The following is a 17,496-nucleotide window of genomic DNA, read 5'->3' as shown; positions in this document are numbered from 1 at the left end:
CAATGCGGGATGGGCGTTTGCGGCACCGCCCATCCCGTTTTGCGGTGGTCACCCTAGGTGATCGCATCCAATATCCGCGCCCAAGAACGGATGCCTTTGTGAAAGCTTTCCATGTCGTATTTTTCGTTGGGGGAGTGTATCTGGTCGTCGTCTTTTCCGAAGCCGATCAAGACGGGTGGCGTGCCCAGAATCCGTTGGAAATGCCCCGCAATCGGGATCGAGCCGCCGCAGCCGATATAGGCGGCCGGGACCTGCCATTCGTCGCTAAGTGCCTTGAGCGCCTGTCCGAACACCGGATCATCGGTAGCAGTGCCCGACGCCGAGCCTGCGCCGTGGTCTGTCCATTCGATGGTGCAATCGGGCGGTAGCATCCCCTCGACCATGGCGCGAAAGCTTTTACGGATGGCGAGCGGGTCCTGATCGCCCACAAGCCGGAATGAGATTTTTGCACTGGCCTGTGAGGGCAGCACGGTTTTGAACCCGTCGCCCTGATAACCACCGCCGATGCCGTTGACCTCGCAGGTGGGGCGCGCCCAGATCATTTCGAGCGGGGTGCGGTCTTGCTCGCCTGCGGGATGGCTCAGGCCCACGTCACCTAGAAAACCGGCGTGGTCAAAGGCAAGGCCCTGCCACTGCGCCTCGAGCTCGTCCGAGAGTTCGGGCACGCCGTCATAAAAGCCCGGAATGGTGATGCGCCCCTGATCATCATGCAGTGATGCGATGATGCGGGACAGCACGCGGATGGGGTTCATGGCGATTCCCCCGAACATGCCGGAATGCAGGTCTTTGCTGGGGGCGGTGATGGTTAATTCTTCGCCCAGCAGGCCGCGTAACATAGTTGTGATCGCGGGGGTCCGGCTTTGGAACATGCCGGTGTCACAGATCATCGCGAAATCTGCACGCAATTCTTCGGCATTTTCCTTCATAAAAGGCACCAGCGAAGGCGAGCCGGATTCTTCTTCACCCTCAAAGAAAAAGGTGATGCGGCAGGGCCAATCTCCCTCGACGGTCTTCCATGCGCGCAGTGCCTCCATAAAGGTCATGAGCTGCCCTTTGTCATCAGCAGCGCCGCGGCCGCGGATCACTGTGCCTGCGTCGGTCTCTTCAATGGCGGGGTCAAACGGGTCGCGGTCCCACAGGTTGAGCGGATCAACAGGCTGCACATCATAGTGGCCGTAGAACAGCAAATGGGGTTTGCCATTCTCGGGTCCGGCATGTCCTACTACCATTGGGTGACCGGGGGTGGGGCGTTTTTTTGCATCTACACCAAGGCTTTGCAGATCTGCCACCAACCAGTCGGCCGCGGTATCGCAGGCCTCTTTATAGGCAGGGTCGGTCGAGATCGACTGAATGCGCAGCAAGTCCAGCAACCGCTCGGTCGCGGCGGGCAGGTCTTCGTCGATCTGGGATAGGACGGCATCAAGGGACATGGGAGGGCTCCGGGGATTGTGGATTTGTCGCGACCCTATCAGCGGCCAAGCCGATGTCCAGAGCGGTTCCTGGCAGGGGAAGGATCGCCCGCTATCTTCCGCCGGCGTTTGCCGGTTCGGGCATGGTATTTGGTCGCATGGCTTGTTGTGGCGGCCGTAGAACAGGGGGCGGTTAAGTCCATTATGGGAAACTGAATTGCCTCTATGCGCGTGTCGAGGCGGTAGAGTGCGACACTGTGTACGGCATTGCGTATTGAACGATTTGGAATCGTTCTATATCTCTGCGGACAGCAACACGGGCGCACGCGCACGATGCAGCAAGAATTACGGAGATGCGCATGACCTATTCAGAACAGCTCGACCGTGCGTTAGAGCGCCTGCACGATGAGGGTCGTTACCGCACATTTATCGACATCGAGCGCGAGAATGGCAATTTCCCTCACGCTGTGTGGACCAAGCCTGACGGAACCAAGCAAGACATCACCGTATGGTGCGGCAATGATTACCTCGGCATGGGGCAAAACCCTGTGGTGCGCGAAGCAATGCATGAGGCAATCGAGGCAACGGGTGCCGGTTCCGGTGGCACGCGCAACATCTCTGGCACTACAGTTTATCACAAGCGGCTCGAAGCCGAACTGGCCGATTTGCACGGCAAAGAGTCAGCATTGCTGTTTACCTCGGCCTATATTGCCAATGATGCCACGCTTAGTACACTGCCCAAGCTGTTCCCGGGTCTGATCATCTATTCCGACGCGCTCAACCACGCGAGCATGATCGAAGGTGTGCGCCGTAATGGTGGGGCCAAACGTATCTTCCGGCACAACGATCTTGCGCATTTGCGCGAACTGCTTGAGGCCGATGACAGCGACGCGCCCAAGCTGATTGCATTCGAATCGATCTATTCCATGGATGGTGATTTCGCCCCGATCGAAGCGATTTGTGATCTGGCCGACGAATTCGGCGCGTTGACCTATATCGACGAAGTCCACGCCGTAGGCATGTATGGTCCGCGCGGCGGAGGTGTCGCCGAGCGGGACCGTCTGATGCACCGTCTTGATATCATCAATGGCACATTGGCAAAGGCCTATGGCGTCATGGGGGGCTATATCGCGGCTTCGGACAAGATGTGCGATGCGATCCGCTCTTATGCACCCGGGTTTATCTTTACCACCTCGCTGCCGCCTGCGGTTGCCGCCGGTGCCGCAGCATCGGTCGCCTATCTTAAAGCCGCACCAGAGCTGCGCGAACAGCACCAACAGCAGGCAAAGATTCTAAAGCTCCGCTTGAAAGGGTTGGGCATGCCCATCATCGACCACGGCAGCCATATCGTGCCTGTTATGGTCGGCAATCCGGTTCACACAAAGATGTTGTCAGACATGTTGTTGGAAGACCATGGCATCTATGTTCAGCCCATCAACTTCCCGACCGTCCCGCGCGGCACCGAGCGGTTGCGTTTTACCCCGTCGCCAGTACACGGTCCGCGGGAAATGGACGCGTTGGTGGGGGCGATGGACGGTCTTTGGTCACATTGTGCGCTGAATCGCGCCGAAATGGCTGGATAATCGCTCAAATTCTCGCCAATGAGATTGCAGTGTGTTACGTTTAGTTCAACAAAGAACTAAGGCGAATCGAATAGATTCTGGCCCTTTGGGGCAAACGGGCAGCAGGCAAGACTAGGGCAGAAGTATGATAGGGCGTTGGGCCTCCAGAGATGATAAGGAAGATATGTCAGAGCCAACCGGCTTTGATGCATTCGAATTGCGTCTTGGTGATCTGATGCGTGGCGAGCGTGCGACGCTCGGAAAATCGCTTCTGGATGTGCAGCGTGAGCTGCGGATCAAAGCCTCTTATATTGCCGCAATCGAAAATGCCGATCCCGATGCCTTTGATACGCCGGGCTTTATCGCGGGTTATGTGCGCTCTTATGCGCGCTATCTGGGTATGGACCCTGATAAGGCATTCGCGGCCTTCTGTACCGAAAGCGGATTTAGCGTTGCGCACGGCATGTCGGCCGAGGCGTCGGTGGTGAATAAATCCACCCGCGAAGACCGCCTGAGCCGTACCAAAAACGACCATGATATTTTTGCCCGCCCTGTGATGCCATTTGCTCCGGGCGGTGATGGGTTCCTGTCGCGGATCGAACCGGCGGCGATTGGTTCATCGCTGGTGTTGATCGCGTTGATTGGTGCGATCGGATTTGGCGGCTGGACCGTAATGAAGGAAGTGCAGCGCGTACAGGTTGCCCCTGTGGATCAAACGCCTGTGGTGCTGTCTGACCTTGATCCGTTGCAAGCCGCCGAAACAACTGCGCCGCAGACCGATAGCGTGGATGGTGTGACCCCACCTGCGGTACTTGCCGATGCGCCACGTGTCGAAGCGCTGGACCGTCTTTACCGTCCTGCGCCGCTCGAAGTGCCTGTGCTGGTTGCGCGTGATGCCCCCATCGCGACACTTGATCCCCATGCAGGTGGTTTGTTCGAAACACCATCGCGGAAGATCGCCGAAGCCGTTGAACAGCCTCTGGGCGATACCTTTGGCCCGCAAACCGCGACTGCAGGGCTTAGCGTGCCACAGGTTGTTGAGGGGCCTGCGCCTGCTGTGCAGGTGATCGCAACCGCTGAAACATGGGTGCGCGTCACAGCTGCCGATGGCACGAATATTTTCGAGAAAATTATGCAAAAGGGCGATACGTTTGACGTGCCTGCCCTTGAAGAAGCACCTGTGCTGCGCACCGGTCAAAGCGGCGCAGTGTATTTTGTCATGAACGGCGAGTTCTTTGGCCCTGCAGGTCGTCGCGGCAGCGTGACCTCCAATGTGCCGCTTCAGCAGCAAGCCCTTGCCGAACTTTATGAGCCGGCGCAGCTTGGCGATGATAGCGCGCTTGAAGTTCTGGTCGCAGAAATGCGCGCCGTATCGCAGGCACCCGCCACAGACCAATAAGCCGCAGGGAAACCCGCGTATTCTCCGAGCTTTCGATTGCAGACACGCCTGTGCGTAGCTACGTAAGGGGGGTCTGAATTGTCCAGCGAGGGTGACATGTCCATCAATCACATCCGTCCGTGGCGCAACATCTATCGCCGTAAATCCCGTCAGATCATGGTGGGTAATGTGCCTGTGGGCGGCGATGCACCGATTGCGGTGCAGACCATGACCAACACACTGACAACAGACGCAAAAGCGACTATCGTACAGATTCAGGCCGCAGCTGATGCGGGCGCTGACATTGTGCGTGTGTCCGTGCCCGATGTGGAAAGTTCGGCCGCACTGAAACAGATTGTGCGCAAAAGCCCGGTTCCGATCGTAGCGGATATCCATTTCCACTATAAACGCGGTATCGAAGCCGCCGAGGCTGGTGCGGCCTGCCTGCGTATCAATCCCGGTAACATCGGGGACGAGAAGCGGGTCAAAGAGGTTATCAAGGCTGCGCGCGACAACAATTGTTCGATCCGTATCGGGGTGAACGCCGGTTCGCTAGAGCGGCATTTGCTTGATAAATACGGGGAGCCATGCCCCGACGCGATGGTCGAAAGCGGGATGGATCATATCAAGATCCTGCAAGACAATGATTTCCATGAATTCAAGATCAGCTGCAAAGCCTCGGATGTCTTTATGGCAGCTGCGGCTTACCAACAGCTCTCCGAAGCCACAGACGCGCCGATCCACCTTGGGATTACTGAGGCAGGGGGGCTAATTTCAGGCACGGTAAAGTCTGCGATCGGCATGGGTAACCTGTTGTGGATGGGCATTGGTGACACAATCCGCGTCTCGCTTTCTGCTGATCCTGTGGAAGAGGTCAAGATGGGCTTCGAGATCCTTAAATCCCTTGGCCTGCGCCACCGCGGGGTGAATATCATTTCCTGCCCGTCTTGTGCGCGGCAGGGGTTTGACGTCATCAAAACCGTTGAAAAGCTGGAAAAGCGGCTCGAGCACATCAAAACCCCTATGAGCCTGAGCATTATCGGCTGTGTGGTGAATGGCCCGGGTGAGGCGCTGATGACGGACGTCGGCTTTACCGGTGGTGGGGCCGGCTCTGGTATGGTCTATCTTGCAGGCAAGCAAAGCCATAAGCTCAATAACGACGAGATGGTCGAGCATATCGTCGAGCAGGTCGAGGAACGCGCGGCCATGATCGAAGCCGAAAAAGCAGCAGAGGCTTAGCGGACGCCAAGCCCCATCTGCATGAGCATTTTGCGAACAGGGGCGGCACCATATAGCGCATTCAGCCCTGCGGCGCGCGCATCGCGGGCCAGAGGGGCGCTTGCCTGACTGGCGCGGTTCAGTAAGTCAATCCCGCGCACCCGCATCAAGATATCCTTGTATCGGGCCTTGTGATAGGCCTCTAACATCTGCGCATCGCCAAGGTCTTCGGGCCTTGCCTGCGCCAGATCCAGCAGGGTGGCGATGTCATTGAGGGACATGTTCAACCCCTGCGCGCCGATGGGCGGCATGACATGGGCGGCTTCGGCGATTAATGCGACCCGTTCAGCGTTCAGACGTTCGGCATGTTGTGTGATGATGGGCCAGATCTGTCGCTTGGTAACTAATGTCAGGGGACCGAAATGCTCGGCAGATCGTTCCGATGCTGCGGCCTCGAAACTATCCACGTCCATTTGCATCCGCGCTGTGGCGGCGGGGCCGTCATCCATCCAGACCACCGCCGAACAGGGCTGCCCGTCGCGGTCGGGCAGGGGGACCAGTGTGAAGGGCCCACCGGTGCGGTGCACCTCGGTCGAGACATTTTCATGTGGGACGGGATGGGTAACGGCAAAGACGATCGCCTTTTGCCCGTAGCGTCGCGTTTTCACGCCAATGCCCGCGGCGTCGCGCATGGGGGAGGAACGACCATCAGCCGCAATCACCAGTTTGGCGATGACGCGCGTCCCGTCGCTTAGCGTGACTTTGGCACTGCCTTCGCGGGTGAACAGGCTTTTTGTGCCGACACCAGCGCGAAAATCGACGTTTTCCAAGGCTTCCAATCGTGCCACCATTTCGCGACGCAAAAGCCAATTGGGAAAGTTCCAGCCAAAAGGCAGATCGGAAATCTCGCCGGCGTTGAATTCGCGGGTGACGCGGGGTTCGGGCATCTCGCCGCCCGCGTCAATGATCCGCATCACCTGCAAGGCAGCGGCATGGGGGGCAAGCGTGTCCCAAAGGCCTGCGTGTTCAAGTACGGTGCGGGCCGGTTGCAACATTGCAGTCGACCGCAAATCAGCCCCCTGTGCTGTTCCATCTGTCACAGGAGGCGTCGGGTCTACGCAAATCACGTGAAAGCCCGCGCTGCCAAAGGCAGCAGCGGCGGTCAGACCCGCGATGCCGCCACCTGAAATCACAATGTCACATGTCAGCTGCATAAGGGCCTCCTAGGCGGTCAGCTTGCTCAGGAATAAAGATAGGTCATCTGTATGGAATTGCACATGCGACCCCTGCGCACGCTGCGGGGCTACATGCACGGTTCGCATTCCCAAATCATGCGGTACGGCCAGATTGCGCGGATCATCCTCGAACATGGCCGCCTGAAGCGGGTTCACCTTGTCCTGGGCAAAGATGGTGTCAAAGGCCGCGCGTTCGGGTTTGGGCAGAAAGCCTGCGTGCTCGATCCCATAGATGGCGTCAAACAGGCCCGTCAGGCCGCGCGCCTCCAATACTCTTTCTGCATAGGGGGCAGAGCCGTTGGTGTAGACGATGCGCCGCCCCGGAAGGGCTTTGATACGGGCGGCAAGCAATGGATCGGGCGCGAGACTGTCCATCGAGATATCATGAACGTCGGCCAGATAAGGCGCAGGGTCTACGTCATGTTCACGCATCAGGCCGGCAAGGGTGGTGCCATAGGTTTCCCAGTAGTGTTGGCGCAAATAGTCGGCTTCGGCGCGGTCAACGCCGATGGCTTGCATCACCCATGCAGTCATGCGGACCTCGATCAGATCAAACAGCCGCGCTTGTGGCGGGTAGAGCGTATGGTCAAGGTCAAACACCCAATGGGTGACGTTGGAAAAAGCATCTTGAGGCATAAAGTGAGTGGTAGGGCCGTGCGCGCGGGGGTGCAAGGGGGGCTAGGCCTTTAGGGCATCATTGGGTAAGGTGCGGTGAACCTTACAGAAAGGGCCGAACACATGCTCTCTGCCACCTCCGCTGGTCGTTCTGGCAACACGGATGCCTATTCGATGATCCTTGATGCGATCGACACGGGCAGCTACCGCCCGGGTGACCGTCTGGTCGAAAGCGAGCTGGCTGAACGGTTTGGCGTATCACGGACACCGATCCGCGAAGCGCTTCAACGGCTCGAGACCCAATCACTGCTGGCGCGCGACGGGCGTAGTTTGATCGTTGCGTCATTGGACCACAACCAGATGGCAGAGCTATACGTGGTGCGCGGTGAGCTAGAGGGATTGGCCGCACGGCTTGCTGCACGCAATGCCACCGAAGAGGAAGTGCGCCTGCTACGCGAAATGGTGCGTGATGATGATGCGCTGGTTGCCCACCCTGCAGCGCTGGCCCGTGCGAACCGGCGGTTCCATAAACAGATCCATCTGGCATCGCATAACCGGTTTCTGGTGCAACAGCTTGATCTGGTGCATCGTTCTATGGCGCTGATGGCGACAACGTCACTCGCGGTGGTCGGGCGCGGCGAGATTGCGCAGGCCGAGCATGACAGGATCGTCGCCGCCATCGAGGCCCGCGACGGGGATGCGGCCGATGCGGCGTTACGGGCGCATATCTCGGTCGCTTTCACCACGCGCCTCAAACAGGAAGCAGCCGCGCGCGAAGCTGAAAGCTAATCAAGCTCCTTAACCACGCCATGCTCGGTCTTGTCCCAATAAAACGGGGCAAACACCATTTCCCTGAGCGCCTTATAGGCCGATATGGCGGCCATCGGAAAATAGAACGGAAGGGTGAGCACGTATTTCATCAGATGCCTGTGTTGCGGCCGTGATACAGCGACCATGGAGATGCCCAGGTCAATGATGAACGCGCCAAGGCACATCCAAGCCATCGTTTTGGTGACAGTGGGTCCAAGGGTCTGTGCGGTCGCATGATCAAACCCTGCGAGCATGATCCAGAATGACCACATAAACGGAACCATGGCAAATTGCGCAAATGTCGCCAGCAACAGTGTTTGCACCCCCAAAAAGCGCATCAGCCCCAGATCACGCAACAAAGCACGGGGGGCGCGCATATGGACCATCCATGTGATCAGATATCCTTTGAGCCACCGCGAGCGTTGCTTGATCCATGGCCAAACGCGGCAGTTTGCTTCTTCAAAGGTGACGGTGGGAATAAGTTCGGTGACATAACCGTGGCGGGCAAGGCGAATGCCCAGATCGGCATCTTCGGTCACATTATACGCATCCCAGCCGCATAGCTTTTCAAGGATATTCCGGCGGAAAAATAAAGTGGTCCCGCCCAAAGGGACCACCAGACCCAGCTTGGCCACGCCAGGTAGAACAACCCGCCACCACGTAGCATATTCTATCGTAAAACAACGGGATATCCAGTTTGTTCGCGTATTGTAAAAGTCCAGTATCCCTTGCAGGCAAGCAACGTTCGGCGGGGCATCCTGAAAACGGGTGACAATTTTTTCGATTTGTTCGGGCTCTGGCGCGTCTTCGGCATCCCAAACGCCGATGATCGAACCGCGGCAAAAATCCAGTGCATAGTTCAATGCGCGGGGTTTGGTTTTCAGGTCATCACCGCTGGGCACTTCGATAACGGACATCCAGCTGGGCATATCTGTCCGCGCGATCGTTTCACGGGTGATTGTATCGTCGGCCTCTAGTACCAGCACGACCTCAAGCAAAGATTTCGGGTAGGTCAGTTTGGTCAGTCTTTGGATCAACTTTCCCGCGATTTCGTTTTCTTGCAACAAAGGGACCATGATGCAAACCTTTGGCAAGGGGAACGGGCTGCGGCCCGCGGTTTCTTCGATGGGTTGTTTGCGGAAATGCGCCTTGAGTTGGGCAATGCAGGCCGACACTTTGAGGGTGGTCGTCATCATAAGTGTGACAAAGGCGATAACCATGCCCGTTGTAAGCGCCCACATCGGCACGATAACAAGGGACATGAACACAAGCGCGAGAAAGCTGAGGCCGAAGATTTTGCCAAGGGTCCCGCTAAGCGCGTAGGTGCGGCAACTTTCCGAGATCGGGACACGGTTGGCTGCGCGTGTAACCAGCTCGGCCCCGTAAAGTGCACAGATGTGTTGGCGCACATATCGGTCGTGGATCAAGACAGGTAACAGGTGGAGGCCGCGATCACCCAGTGAGGTTTTCAGATGGTTGAAGTTTTCAGGATGGGACGTGGCGACCAGTAACGCGTTCCCCATCTTCATCCATGGCACACAGCGATGTTCAAGGCACAGTTGGGAGGGAAGGGAAGGGGCAAGCGCATGATCAGGCGTGTTGAAGCGCAGATCGGCAACGGGTACATTGTGTTGCCGTGACAGCATCTGCAACACCTCGTCGGGGTGTGCCAATCCTTCCGCAACCAGTATCTCGCCCAAAGGGGCGTCGATATGTCGTTGCAGATTAATGGCGTGCACCAAATCCGGCTGTGAAATGATGCCCGCATTCACCATGACCCGCCCTAAAGGAAGCCATTCCTTTGGAGGGGTGGCAGCCTGCGGATCAGGCAAGCGCAGGTAAAGATCGCTCATCCCGGCCCTACCTGAGTTCGTTTATCAAGGACTAAACTGTCTCAGGTAGGTCTTAAAAATCTGTTAATCGGGCACTGGTCCTAACCGGTGCCCGGATCATTTACAGATGTGATCAGATCCGGTCAGCCATTGCCTGTGCGAACCGTTCAAACAGGTAATAGCTATCTTGCGGACCCGGAGAGGCTTCTGGGTGGTGTTGGACAGAATAGACCGGACGCCCTTCCATGCGGATACCACAGTTGGAACCGTCAAACAGCGAGCGGTGTGTTTCGATCACCCCGTCAGGCAGGGTTTGCGCATCTACTGCAAAGCCGTGGTTCATCGAGGTGATTTCAACCTTGCCGGTTTCAATGTCTTTTACGGGGTGGTTGGCACCGTGGTGGCCGTGGCTCATTTTGACCGTCTTACCGCCAAGGGCAAGGGCCAGCATTTGGTGACCAAGGCAGATGCCGAACATGGGCAGTTCTGTCTTTTCCAGCACGTCGCGGATCATGGGGACAGCATAGCTGCCTGTCGCGGCCGGATCGCCGGGGCCGTTCGACAGAAACACGCCATCGGGTTCAAAGGCCATGACATCTTCGAAGGTTGCGCTGGCGGGCAGAACAGTAACTTCGCATCCGGCCGAGGCAAGGCAGCGCAGGATGTTACGCTTGGCACCGTAATCAATGGCGACAACCTTGTGCTTGGCCTCTGTCTGTGGTGCATAGCCTTGCGGCCACGCCCATCGCATCTCGTTCCAGCGGTAAGATTGCGCACAGGTCACGTCTTTGGCCAGATCCATGCCTTCAAGCCCTGCAAATTCGCGCGCAGCAGCAACAAGGGCTGCAATGTCGAACTCCCCATCAGGGTTGTGGGCAAGTGCTGCGTGGGGCGCGCCCTGTTGCCGGATGGCACGGGTCAGGCGGCGGGTGTCGATCCCGCCGATGGCGATACGCCCGCGCGCGGCCAGCCATTCAGACAGGTGTTGTGTGGCGCGCCAGCTGCTGGGATCGGTGGGCATCCATTTGACAACCATCCCCGCAGCGACCGGATCGCCGGTTTCGTCATCTTCGGAGTTGGTGCCAGTGTTGCCGACATGGGGGAAGGTAAATGTCACGATCTGGCCCGCGTAGGACGGATCGGTCATGATCTCCTGATAACCGGTCATGGCGGTGTTAAAGCACATCTCGGCCACGGTCTGGCCCGTGGCTCCGAAACCCATACCATAAAACACCGATCCATCGGCGAGGGCGAGGCAGGCTGTAGGATGTGCGGGAGCAGCGATGGCCATGGTTTAATCCTTGTGCGGGGACGGGGCACAACGGGTGGCCCCAATCGGGAAAGAGGCAGCAGCGCCTCGTGAACAAACGCCTGCAACCTATAGCGGGTGCCCTAGAGGGTCAAGATTCGGATTTAAATGATTAACCGTTTGAAATCAGTGGTTTGGCGTAATTTCAATCCCATTGCATGTATTGGTGGGATTAGGTAGTGTCGCCGCTCGTGAATTTGATTTCTGTAAAGGCTACCCATGGACCTTCGTACCCGTATCTCTACCGAGCTGAAGCAAGCGATGAAAGACAAGGATGCAGAGCGCCTGTCGACCCTGCGGCTGGTGAATGCTGCGATCAAGGATAAGGACATCGCCGCACGCGCGACCGGTAATGAGGAAGGCGTGCCGGGAGAGGAAGTACTGGCCATTTTGGGCAAGATGGCAAAGCAGCGGCTCGAATCTGCGCGCGCATATGAAGAAGGCGGTCGCCTTGATCTGGCCGAGCGGGAGCGGTCAGAGATCGCGGTGATCGAAGAATTCCTGCCTCGCCAACTCAGCAAAGACGAGACCAAAGCGGCCGTTGATGCGGCTGTGGCCGAAACTGCGGCCTCGTCGATCCGTGATATGGGCAAGGTCATGGGCGTGCTTAAAGGCAAATATACCGGTCAGATGGATTTCGGCACCGTGGGGCCGATGCTCAAGGACCTGCTTTCCAACTAGGCGCGTTTGAGCGCTCTGAGCAGATCGTCGTAAAGGGCGATCCGCTCTTCCTCGCTTAAGAATGCCCCGATTTCCACCTCGCGCCCCTTGCCGCGCAGGGTGACGTAATGGGGGACGGGGCCTTCGGTTTCGTATTTCGTGACTTTGGTCCAATAGCGGTCGCAATCCCACAGCTGTACATCTCCTTTGAGATTGGTCCGTGTCAGCCGCGCCATGGTGTCGTCTAGCACAAGGTCCTCATGAATTTGGCGAACCTTGTGATTGCGTTGCAATGCCCAGAATATCCCCCAAACCGCGGCGAGCGTGAAGGGCAGCATACCCCATAGGATCGGAGAGCCGAGCAAGGGCAGTGCGGGAATTGAAATCAGGATAAATGTAGACAGCACAAATATCGCCATGCCCCGAGCGGGCAGGGAGTTATGTGGCCAAAGCCGCATGGTTTGCGGCGTGCTATGGGGAGGCGAGGTCCATTCATAAGGCATGGAATTATTGTACTGTACCCTGCGCGCGGATCAATGCGACAAAAGGGAAGCCTTGATTATTTGCGCATAGGGGGGCAGCGCAGGCTGTGTAAGACCAGCCCGAATAGCGCGGCCACCACGCCAAAGCTGATCCATTCGATCAAACGTTGCGCGATCGGAAGGCTGATGATTGTTGTGGCACAGGCAAAGCACAGCGCGAGTGTCTGGATCAACACATTTGCGATTGCCTTGTCACGCGTCGTGCAGCGCGGCTCTATTGCCCAGAACAAGGGTGCAAGGATGGCCAGACCGACGGCTGCATAGCTGATCCCGGTAAACTCAACAGGGTGGATCGAGGTGGCGCTATCTGTGGCTGCGGGCGGTACTGCTTGACCAGCCAGCGAAACCAGCACGCTTGATACAAGGGTCAAGCTGAGCAGGAGTAAGGTCAGATGCGCCGCAGGATCAAAGCCCCGCCAGCCCGCGATGGCTTGAGGGGCGAGGATCAGCGCACATAGGGTTATCGCTTCGATCATTGTAGGTGACCAGTCTGTGTTGTTTTGGAAAGCTGCATCATCGTTCCTTACCCATGCGCCACATAAAAAGGGCTCCAACCGCCGTTGGAGCCCTTTTTGGTTTCTGTTTAAGCAAACTGCTTAGTGGCTGTGGGATTTATCCCAGTCGGACTGCACCGGCAGCTGCTCGAACGTGTGCTCGGGCGGCGGGGAGGGCAGGGTCCATTCCAGCGTGTCGGCAAATTCGTTCCACGGGTTGTTGGCCGTGACGCGTGCGCCGCGTGTCAATGTCCATGCGATCACCCCGAAGAAGAAGATGAACGAGGCAAAGGACAGGAACGCGCCCATGCTTGACCACCAGTTCCAATAGGCGAATGCATCAGGGTAGTCGATGTAACGACGTGGCATACCCTGACGGCCAAGGAAGTGTTGCGGGAAGAACGTCAGGTTCGCGCCGATGAACATCGCCCAGAAGTGCAGCTTGCCTGCCCATTCAGGGTACATGCGACCAGTGAACTTTGGCAGGTAGAAGTAGATACCCGCAAAGATCGTGAACACGGCACCAAGGCTCATCACGTAGTGGAAGTGTGCAACCACATAGTAGGTGTCGTGATAGTAACGGTCCACGGCGGCCTGCGACAGAACAACGCCGGTCACACCACCAACGGTGAAGAGGAACAAGAAACCAAAGGCCCAGAGCATTGGTGTTTTGAACTCAACCGAGCCGCCCCACATTGTTGCGATCCAGCTAAATACTTTCACACCTGTGGGTACCGCGATGACCATCGTGGCCAACATAAAGTAGGCCTGCTGGTTCAGGGTCATGCCCACGGTGTACATGTGGTGTGCCCAGACAACAAAACCCAGCGCGCCAATGGCGATGATCGCCCAGACCATTGGCAGATAGCCAAAGATCGGCTTGCGCGCGAAGGTCGCAATCACGTGGGAGATGATGCCAAAGCCCGGCAGAATGATGATGTACACTTCGGGGTGACCAAAGAACCACAGGATGTGTTGATACAGAACCGGATCACCACCGCCAGCAGGGTCAAAGAAGGCAAAGCCAAAGTTGCGGTCCATCAGCAGCATGGTGATCGCACCGGCCAGAACGGGCAGGGACAACAGGATCAACCATGACGTTACAAAGATCGCCCATGAAAACAGCGGCACTTTGAACAATGTCATGCCGGGGGCACGCATGTTCAGGAAAGTAGTGATCATGTTGATCGCGCCAAGGATCGAAGACGCACCGGAGACGTGAACCGCGAAAATCGCGAAGTCCATCGACATGCCGCCTTCTTTTACCGACAGCGGCGGATAAAGCACCCAACCCACACCGGAGCCGGCCTGACCGTTACCGCCCGGCAACAGAACCGAACATACCGCCAGCGATGTACCTGCAACATAAAGCCAGAAAGACAGGTTGTTCATCCGCGGGAACGCCATATCGGGCGCGCCGATTTGCAGGGGCATAAGGTAGTTGCCGAAACCGCCGAACAGGGCCGGAATAACAACAAAGAACATCATCAAGATACCGTGGCCGGTGATCAGGACGTTCCAAAGGTGGCCGTTAGGCGTACATACTTCGGCGGAATCAGCGATGAAGCGCGCGCCTTCCATACACATGTACTGGACACCGGGGTTCATTAGCTCGAGACGCATGTAGATCGTGAATGCGACAGAGATAAACCCGACAAGAGCGGAGACGATCAGGTAAAGAATACCGATGTCTTTGTGGTTCGTGGACATAAACCAGCGTGTGAAAAAACCACGCTCGTCTTCATGATCATGCCCGTTAATGGCTGCGTCGGCCATGCGGTGCCTCCTTGGCTTGGAACTATTTTATGGACACGCCTGTTGGACGGGCGCATCTCAATCTTGGAACGGTTGTAAGTATATGTGCCGATCAGAGCAATGGGCGCGTTGGTCGCAGATGAAAGTATTTTCAAGAGACGTGGCGGATTTTTCCTCAATAACAGCCAATTTTTGCCGGATTCCGGAAACTGCGAAAGATTGGAGGCATTCAGTTGGGGAAAACCCCGTCGGGTTAACCGATGTGTAATCAGTCACGAGCAATGGTGAAGGTTGTACAAGCCAGCACCGGAAGCCGAGCGTGAGCCAAAGCGAATCCCAACAAATAATTTTCGAAAGCGATACCGCGCCTCTGGTCCCGACATCGGCAACGACCGTCCCGAGTATTGATCGCGTGGTCAGCCTGATGCCCGGATTTGTTTATGTTTTTAACCATCTGACCTTCTCGAACGATTATACCAACCGGTCGGTGGCCCAGCACCTCGGGTATTCAAGCGCGGAAATCAAACATTTCGGCGATGCGATGTTGGCACATCTGGTTCATGAGGATGATCAGCCGCTGTTGGGTGCTCATATGCAGAAAATAGCGGGGCTTGAGGACAATCAGACTGCGGTGCTGGAATACCGCGTCAAGACAAAATGGGGGGCCGTGCGCTGGTTGCGCTCTGTTGACCGTGTTTTTGATCGGGCTCCTGACGGCAAGGTACTACGTCATATTGGCTGTGCGAGTGATTTCACCGCAGAAAAAGAGGCCGAAATTGCCCTTTCGAAGCTGAATGCTGGGCTTGAGGACAAGGTGGCGATGCGTACCCGTGATCTGGCGGAGTTGAACGAGGGGTTGGAACAGCGGATCAACCTGCGCACGCGGGAGCTTGAAGACACGGTTGACGAGTTGGAGCAGCTGACATTCGTTGCGACGCATGATCTGAAGGTACCTGCAAATAACCTGAGCCGCTTGTCGCGGATGCTGGGCGAGAAAATTGGGGTGTTGCCCGATCAACAGGCCGAGCTTGTGAGCTGGATCAACACCTCGGCCGAGCAGCTACAGCAAAAAATACAGGGGCTTGTTCTGGTCGCCCAGCTTCGGCTGAGCAATGAGTTACCTTGCCTGCGGCTTAATCTGGCCAGGCAAGTACAGGTCGCAATTGAAGATCTGGAAAAGGCGATGCCGGGAAAGCGGTTGCCTGTGGTCTGTGACATTCCGGATCATCTGGAGGTTGAATTCTCCAAATTCGAGCTGGGATGTATTCTGACGTCATTGCTCGACAATGCCGTTAAATATGCCGCCTTGCGCCCGCTGCGGATCACCATTCGCGGGCGGGTTGAAGAGGGGCGTGTGGTGCTCACGGTTGCAGATAACGGTGTCGGCGTTGATGGGGAGCGCGAAAGCGCAAAGGTTTTCGGGCTATTCCAGCGCGCGCATAAGACGCCCGCCGGTAGCGGCATTTCTTTGTACTGTGATCAGCGCATGCTGCAGCGTCGGGGTGGTGATCTTTCGGTCAGCGGCGCACGGGGAGCAGGGGCCGAATTTAAAATCGTATTTCCAGTGGTGGGAGAAAATAATGACGCGGATTGAACGGGTGCTACTGATCGATGACGACACGGTGACCAACATGCTACATTCTCGGGTCATCGAGAGATCCGGTCTGGTTGACCGGATCGAAGTCGCAACGGACGGGCAGGAGGCGCTGGATATCCTGAATAGGGATATCGCCGCGGGCGGTCCGCTGCCTGAACTCATTTTTCTGGACATCAATATGCCTGTCATGAGCGGGTTCGAGTTTCTAGAGGAATATGCCAAGCTGGATATCAGCGCAGAAGAGCAGCTGGTTATTGTGATGCTATCCACGACCTTGCTACCTGCGGATCACCGGCGGGCAGAGGCAGATCCGAATGTGCACAGCTTTTGCGATAAACCTTTGCGGCTTGAAAACCTGATCGAGACGATCGAGGCATATTATCAAAAAGTTGAGGCGGACAAACCGGCGGCTTAACGCGGGGTGGGAATATCGCCAAAGACCTTTGCAAAACTCTGCAGTAGCGCGATGTCGACATCTTCGATTGTGACGGGCAGGCCAAGATCGACAAGGCTTGTGACACCATGATCCGAAATGCCGCAAGGCACGATGCCATCGAAATGCGTGAGCTCGGGTTCCACGTTGATGGATATGCCGTGGAAGCTGATCCATTTGCGCAACCGGATACCGATTGCAGCGATCTTGTCCTCCGGCATTTCGCCTGATTGGGTTGTGGGTTTGTCGGGGCGCGCGACCCATACGCCCACGCGGCCCTCACGGATTTCGCCGGTGACGTTGAACTGGTCCAGCGTGGCAATTACCCATGCTTCCAACTGTTGAACAAACAGGCGGATATCGCGCCCGCGCGCAGCAACATCCAGCAGGACATAAGCCACCCGCTGGCCCGGGCCGTGATAGGTGTACTGCCCGCCCCGTTTGGTGGTGAAGACGTCAAAGCGGTCGGGCTCTCGCAGATCTTCGGGCTTTGCCGAGGTGCCGGCCGTATAAAGCGGTGGATGCTCGACCAGCCAGATACATTCGGACGCCTTGCCCGCAATAATATCGGCCACGCGGGCTTCCATCCATTGTTCTGCTGCGCGAAATCCGGTCAGGCCGGGCGATATGATCCATTCCACCATGAC

The 17,496-nt window shown here is 57.0% G+C and carries 16 protein-coding genes; 7 read left to right on the top strand and 9 right to left on the bottom strand.

The window, feature by feature from the left end; all coding sequences use genetic code 11:
• Positions 1–53: 53 nt before the first annotated feature.
• Positions 54–1,430 carry a M20/M25/M40 family metallo-hydrolase gene (locus ABJM03_RS04875; RefSeq protein WP_348416051.1) on the bottom strand — a complete coding sequence of 459 codons (1,377 nt, stop codon included), beginning with the start codon at positions 1,428–1,430 and terminating at the stop codon, positions 54–56.
• A 338-nt stretch (positions 1,431–1,768) separates the two neighbouring features.
• Here ABJM03_RS04875 and hemA point away from each other — a divergent pair, with 338 nt between their 5' ends.
• The 3 genes from hemA (at position 1,769) to ispG (ending at position 5,588) form a co-directional block, all read left to right on the top strand.
• A complete protein-coding gene (hemA, locus tag ABJM03_RS04870; RefSeq protein ID WP_348416049.1) occupies positions 1,769–2,992 on the top strand; it encodes a 5-aminolevulinate synthase in 1,224 nt (407 codons plus the stop codon).
• A 124-nt stretch (positions 2,993–3,116) separates the two neighbouring features.
• Complete coding sequence (locus ABJM03_RS04865) at positions 3,117–4,370, top strand: RodZ domain-containing protein (RefSeq protein ID WP_348416047.1); 1,254 nt, start codon at positions 3,117–3,119, stop codon at positions 4,368–4,370.
• A 96-nt stretch (positions 4,371–4,466) separates the two neighbouring features.
• Positions 4,467–5,588 (top strand): flavodoxin-dependent (E)-4-hydroxy-3-methylbut-2-enyl-diphosphate synthase, encoded by a 1,122-nt coding sequence (gene ispG / locus ABJM03_RS04860; RefSeq protein WP_348416604.1) that lies wholly within the window; start codon positions 4,467–4,469, stop codon positions 5,586–5,588.
• Here the strand turns inward: ispG and ABJM03_RS04855 are convergent.
• A complete protein-coding gene (locus ABJM03_RS04855; protein WP_348416045.1) occupies positions 5,585–6,781 on the bottom strand; it encodes a UbiH/UbiF family hydroxylase in 1,197 nt (398 codons plus the stop codon). The genes ispG and ABJM03_RS04855 overlap by 4 nt on opposite strands.
• A 9-nt stretch (positions 6,782–6,790) precedes the next feature.
• The gene (locus ABJM03_RS04850; RefSeq protein ID WP_348416043.1) at positions 6,791–7,438 is read right to left on the bottom strand and encodes a pyrimidine 5'-nucleotidase; all 648 of its coding nucleotides are present in this window, start codon (positions 7,436–7,438) and stop codon (positions 6,791–6,793) included.
• Between the two features lie 102 nt (positions 7,439–7,540).
• On the opposite strand from ABJM03_RS04850, the gene ABJM03_RS04845 reads away from it, so the two are divergent.
• Positions 7,541–8,206: a GntR family transcriptional regulator gene (locus ABJM03_RS04845; protein WP_348416041.1), complete on the top strand. Its 666-nt coding sequence runs from the start codon at positions 7,541–7,543 to the stop codon at positions 8,204–8,206.
• Here the strand turns inward: ABJM03_RS04845 and ABJM03_RS04840 are convergent.
• Complete coding sequence (locus tag ABJM03_RS04840; RefSeq protein ID WP_348416039.1) at positions 8,203–10,080, bottom strand: glycosyltransferase family 2 protein; 1,878 nt, start codon at positions 10,078–10,080, stop codon at positions 8,203–8,205. The genes ABJM03_RS04845 and ABJM03_RS04840 overlap by 4 nt on opposite strands.
• A 112-nt stretch (positions 10,081–10,192) precedes the next feature.
• Positions 10,193–11,350 (bottom strand): glutamine-hydrolyzing carbamoyl-phosphate synthase small subunit, encoded by a 1,158-nt coding sequence (gene carA / locus ABJM03_RS04835; protein WP_348416037.1) that lies wholly within the window; start codon positions 11,348–11,350, stop codon positions 10,193–10,195.
• A 237-nt stretch (positions 11,351–11,587) separates the two neighbouring features.
• On the opposite strand from carA, the gene ABJM03_RS04830 reads away from it, so the two are divergent.
• The gene (locus tag ABJM03_RS04830) at positions 11,588–12,049 is read left to right on the top strand and encodes a GatB/YqeY domain-containing protein (RefSeq protein WP_348416035.1); all 462 of its coding nucleotides are present in this window, start codon (positions 11,588–11,590) and stop codon (positions 12,047–12,049) included.
• Here ABJM03_RS04830 and ABJM03_RS04825 read toward each other — a convergent pair.
• The 3 genes from ABJM03_RS04825 to ctaD all read right to left on the bottom strand — a co-directional run bounded on the left by ABJM03_RS04825 (position 12,046) and on the right by ctaD (position 14,840).
• Positions 12,046–12,531, bottom strand: a complete 486-nt coding sequence (locus tag ABJM03_RS04825; protein WP_348416034.1) for a DUF2244 domain-containing protein — start codon at positions 12,529–12,531, stop codon at positions 12,046–12,048. The genes ABJM03_RS04830 and ABJM03_RS04825 overlap by 4 nt on opposite strands.
• A gap of 56 nt (positions 12,532–12,587) precedes the next feature.
• Positions 12,588–13,046, bottom strand: a complete 459-nt coding sequence (locus ABJM03_RS04820; protein ID WP_348416032.1) for a hypothetical protein — start codon at positions 13,044–13,046, stop codon at positions 12,588–12,590.
• Positions 13,047–13,166: 120 nt separating this feature from the next.
• Positions 13,167–14,840 (bottom strand): cytochrome c oxidase subunit I, encoded by a 1,674-nt coding sequence (ctaD, locus tag ABJM03_RS04815; RefSeq protein WP_348416030.1) that lies wholly within the window; start codon positions 14,838–14,840, stop codon positions 13,167–13,169.
• 298 nt (positions 14,841–15,138) lie between these two features.
• Here ctaD and ABJM03_RS04810 point away from each other — a divergent pair, with 298 nt between their 5' ends.
• Together ABJM03_RS04810 and ABJM03_RS04805 are read left to right on the top strand one after the other, a co-directional pair.
• Positions 15,139–16,413, top strand: coding sequence for a PAS domain-containing sensor histidine kinase (locus tag ABJM03_RS04810; protein WP_348416028.1), 1,275 nt, complete (start codon positions 15,139–15,141; stop codon positions 16,411–16,413).
• Positions 16,400–16,831, top strand: coding sequence for a response regulator (locus ABJM03_RS04805; RefSeq protein WP_348416026.1), 432 nt, complete (start codon positions 16,400–16,402; stop codon positions 16,829–16,831). The genes ABJM03_RS04810 and ABJM03_RS04805 overlap by 14 nt, the downstream gene beginning before the upstream one ends.
• Here the strand turns inward: ABJM03_RS04805 and lipB are convergent.
• Entirely contained in the window at positions 16,828–17,493 is a 666-nt protein-coding gene (gene lipB, locus ABJM03_RS04800; RefSeq protein ID WP_348416025.1) for a lipoyl(octanoyl) transferase LipB, read from the bottom strand. The two genes, ABJM03_RS04805 and lipB, sit on opposite strands and share 4 nt — an antisense overlap.
• Positions 17,494–17,496 lie beyond the last annotated feature (3 nt).

It is taken from the genome of Sulfitobacter sp., assembly GCF_039977885.1.
Taxonomy (GTDB): domain Bacteria; phylum Pseudomonadota; class Alphaproteobacteria; order Rhodobacterales; family Rhodobacteraceae; genus Sulfitobacter.
The sequence above is the reverse complement of the archived record's forward strand: the minus strand, read 5'-3'. Positions and strand labels throughout refer to the sequence as shown.

What these genes read in the sequence shown, in the direction of transcription:
- ABJM03_RS04875 (WP_348416051.1), bottom strand. Translation starts at nt 1,430, where the DNA reads ATGTCCCTTGATGCCGTCCTATCCCAGATCGACGAAGACCTGCCCGCC.
- hemA (WP_348416049.1), top strand. Translation starts at nt 1,769, where the DNA reads ATGACCTATTCAGAACAGCTCGACCGTGCGTTAGAGCGCCTGCACGAT.
- ABJM03_RS04865 (WP_348416047.1), top strand. Translation starts at nt 3,117, where the DNA reads ATGATAGGGCGTTGGGCCTCCAGAGATGATAAGGAAGATATGTCAGAG.
- ispG (WP_348416604.1), top strand. Translation starts at nt 4,467, where the DNA reads ATGTCCATCAATCACATCCGTCCGTGGCGCAACATCTATCGCCGTAAA.
- ABJM03_RS04855 (WP_348416045.1), bottom strand. Translation starts at nt 6,781, where the DNA reads ATGCAGCTGACATGTGACATTGTGATTTCAGGTGGCGGCATCGCGGGT.
- ABJM03_RS04850 (WP_348416043.1), bottom strand. Translation starts at nt 7,438, where the DNA reads ATGCCTCAAGATGCTTTTTCCAACGTCACCCATTGGGTGTTTGACCTT.
- ABJM03_RS04845 (WP_348416041.1), top strand. Translation starts at nt 7,541, where the DNA reads ATGCTCTCTGCCACCTCCGCTGGTCGTTCTGGCAACACGGATGCCTAT.
- ABJM03_RS04840 (WP_348416039.1), bottom strand. Translation starts at nt 10,080, where the DNA reads ATGAGCGATCTTTACCTGCGCTTGCCTGATCCGCAGGCTGCCACCCCT.
- carA (WP_348416037.1), bottom strand. Translation starts at nt 11,350, where the DNA reads ATGGCCATCGCTGCTCCCGCACATCCTACAGCCTGCCTCGCCCTCGCC.
- ABJM03_RS04830 (WP_348416035.1), top strand. Translation starts at nt 11,588, where the DNA reads ATGGACCTTCGTACCCGTATCTCTACCGAGCTGAAGCAAGCGATGAAA.
- ABJM03_RS04825 (WP_348416034.1), bottom strand. Translation starts at nt 12,531, where the DNA reads ATGCCTTATGAATGGACCTCGCCTCCCCATAGCACGCCGCAAACCATG.
- ABJM03_RS04820 (WP_348416032.1), bottom strand. Translation starts at nt 13,046, where the DNA reads ATGATCGAAGCGATAACCCTATGTGCGCTGATCCTCGCCCCTCAAGCC.
- ctaD (WP_348416030.1), bottom strand. Translation starts at nt 14,840, where the DNA reads ATGGCCGACGCAGCCATTAACGGGCATGATCATGAAGACGAGCGTGGT.
- ABJM03_RS04805 (WP_348416026.1), top strand. Translation starts at nt 16,400, where the DNA reads ATGACGCGGATTGAACGGGTGCTACTGATCGATGACGACACGGTGACC.
- lipB (WP_348416025.1), bottom strand. Translation starts at nt 17,493, where the DNA reads ATGGTGGAATGGATCATATCGCCCGGCCTGACCGGATTTCGCGCAGCA.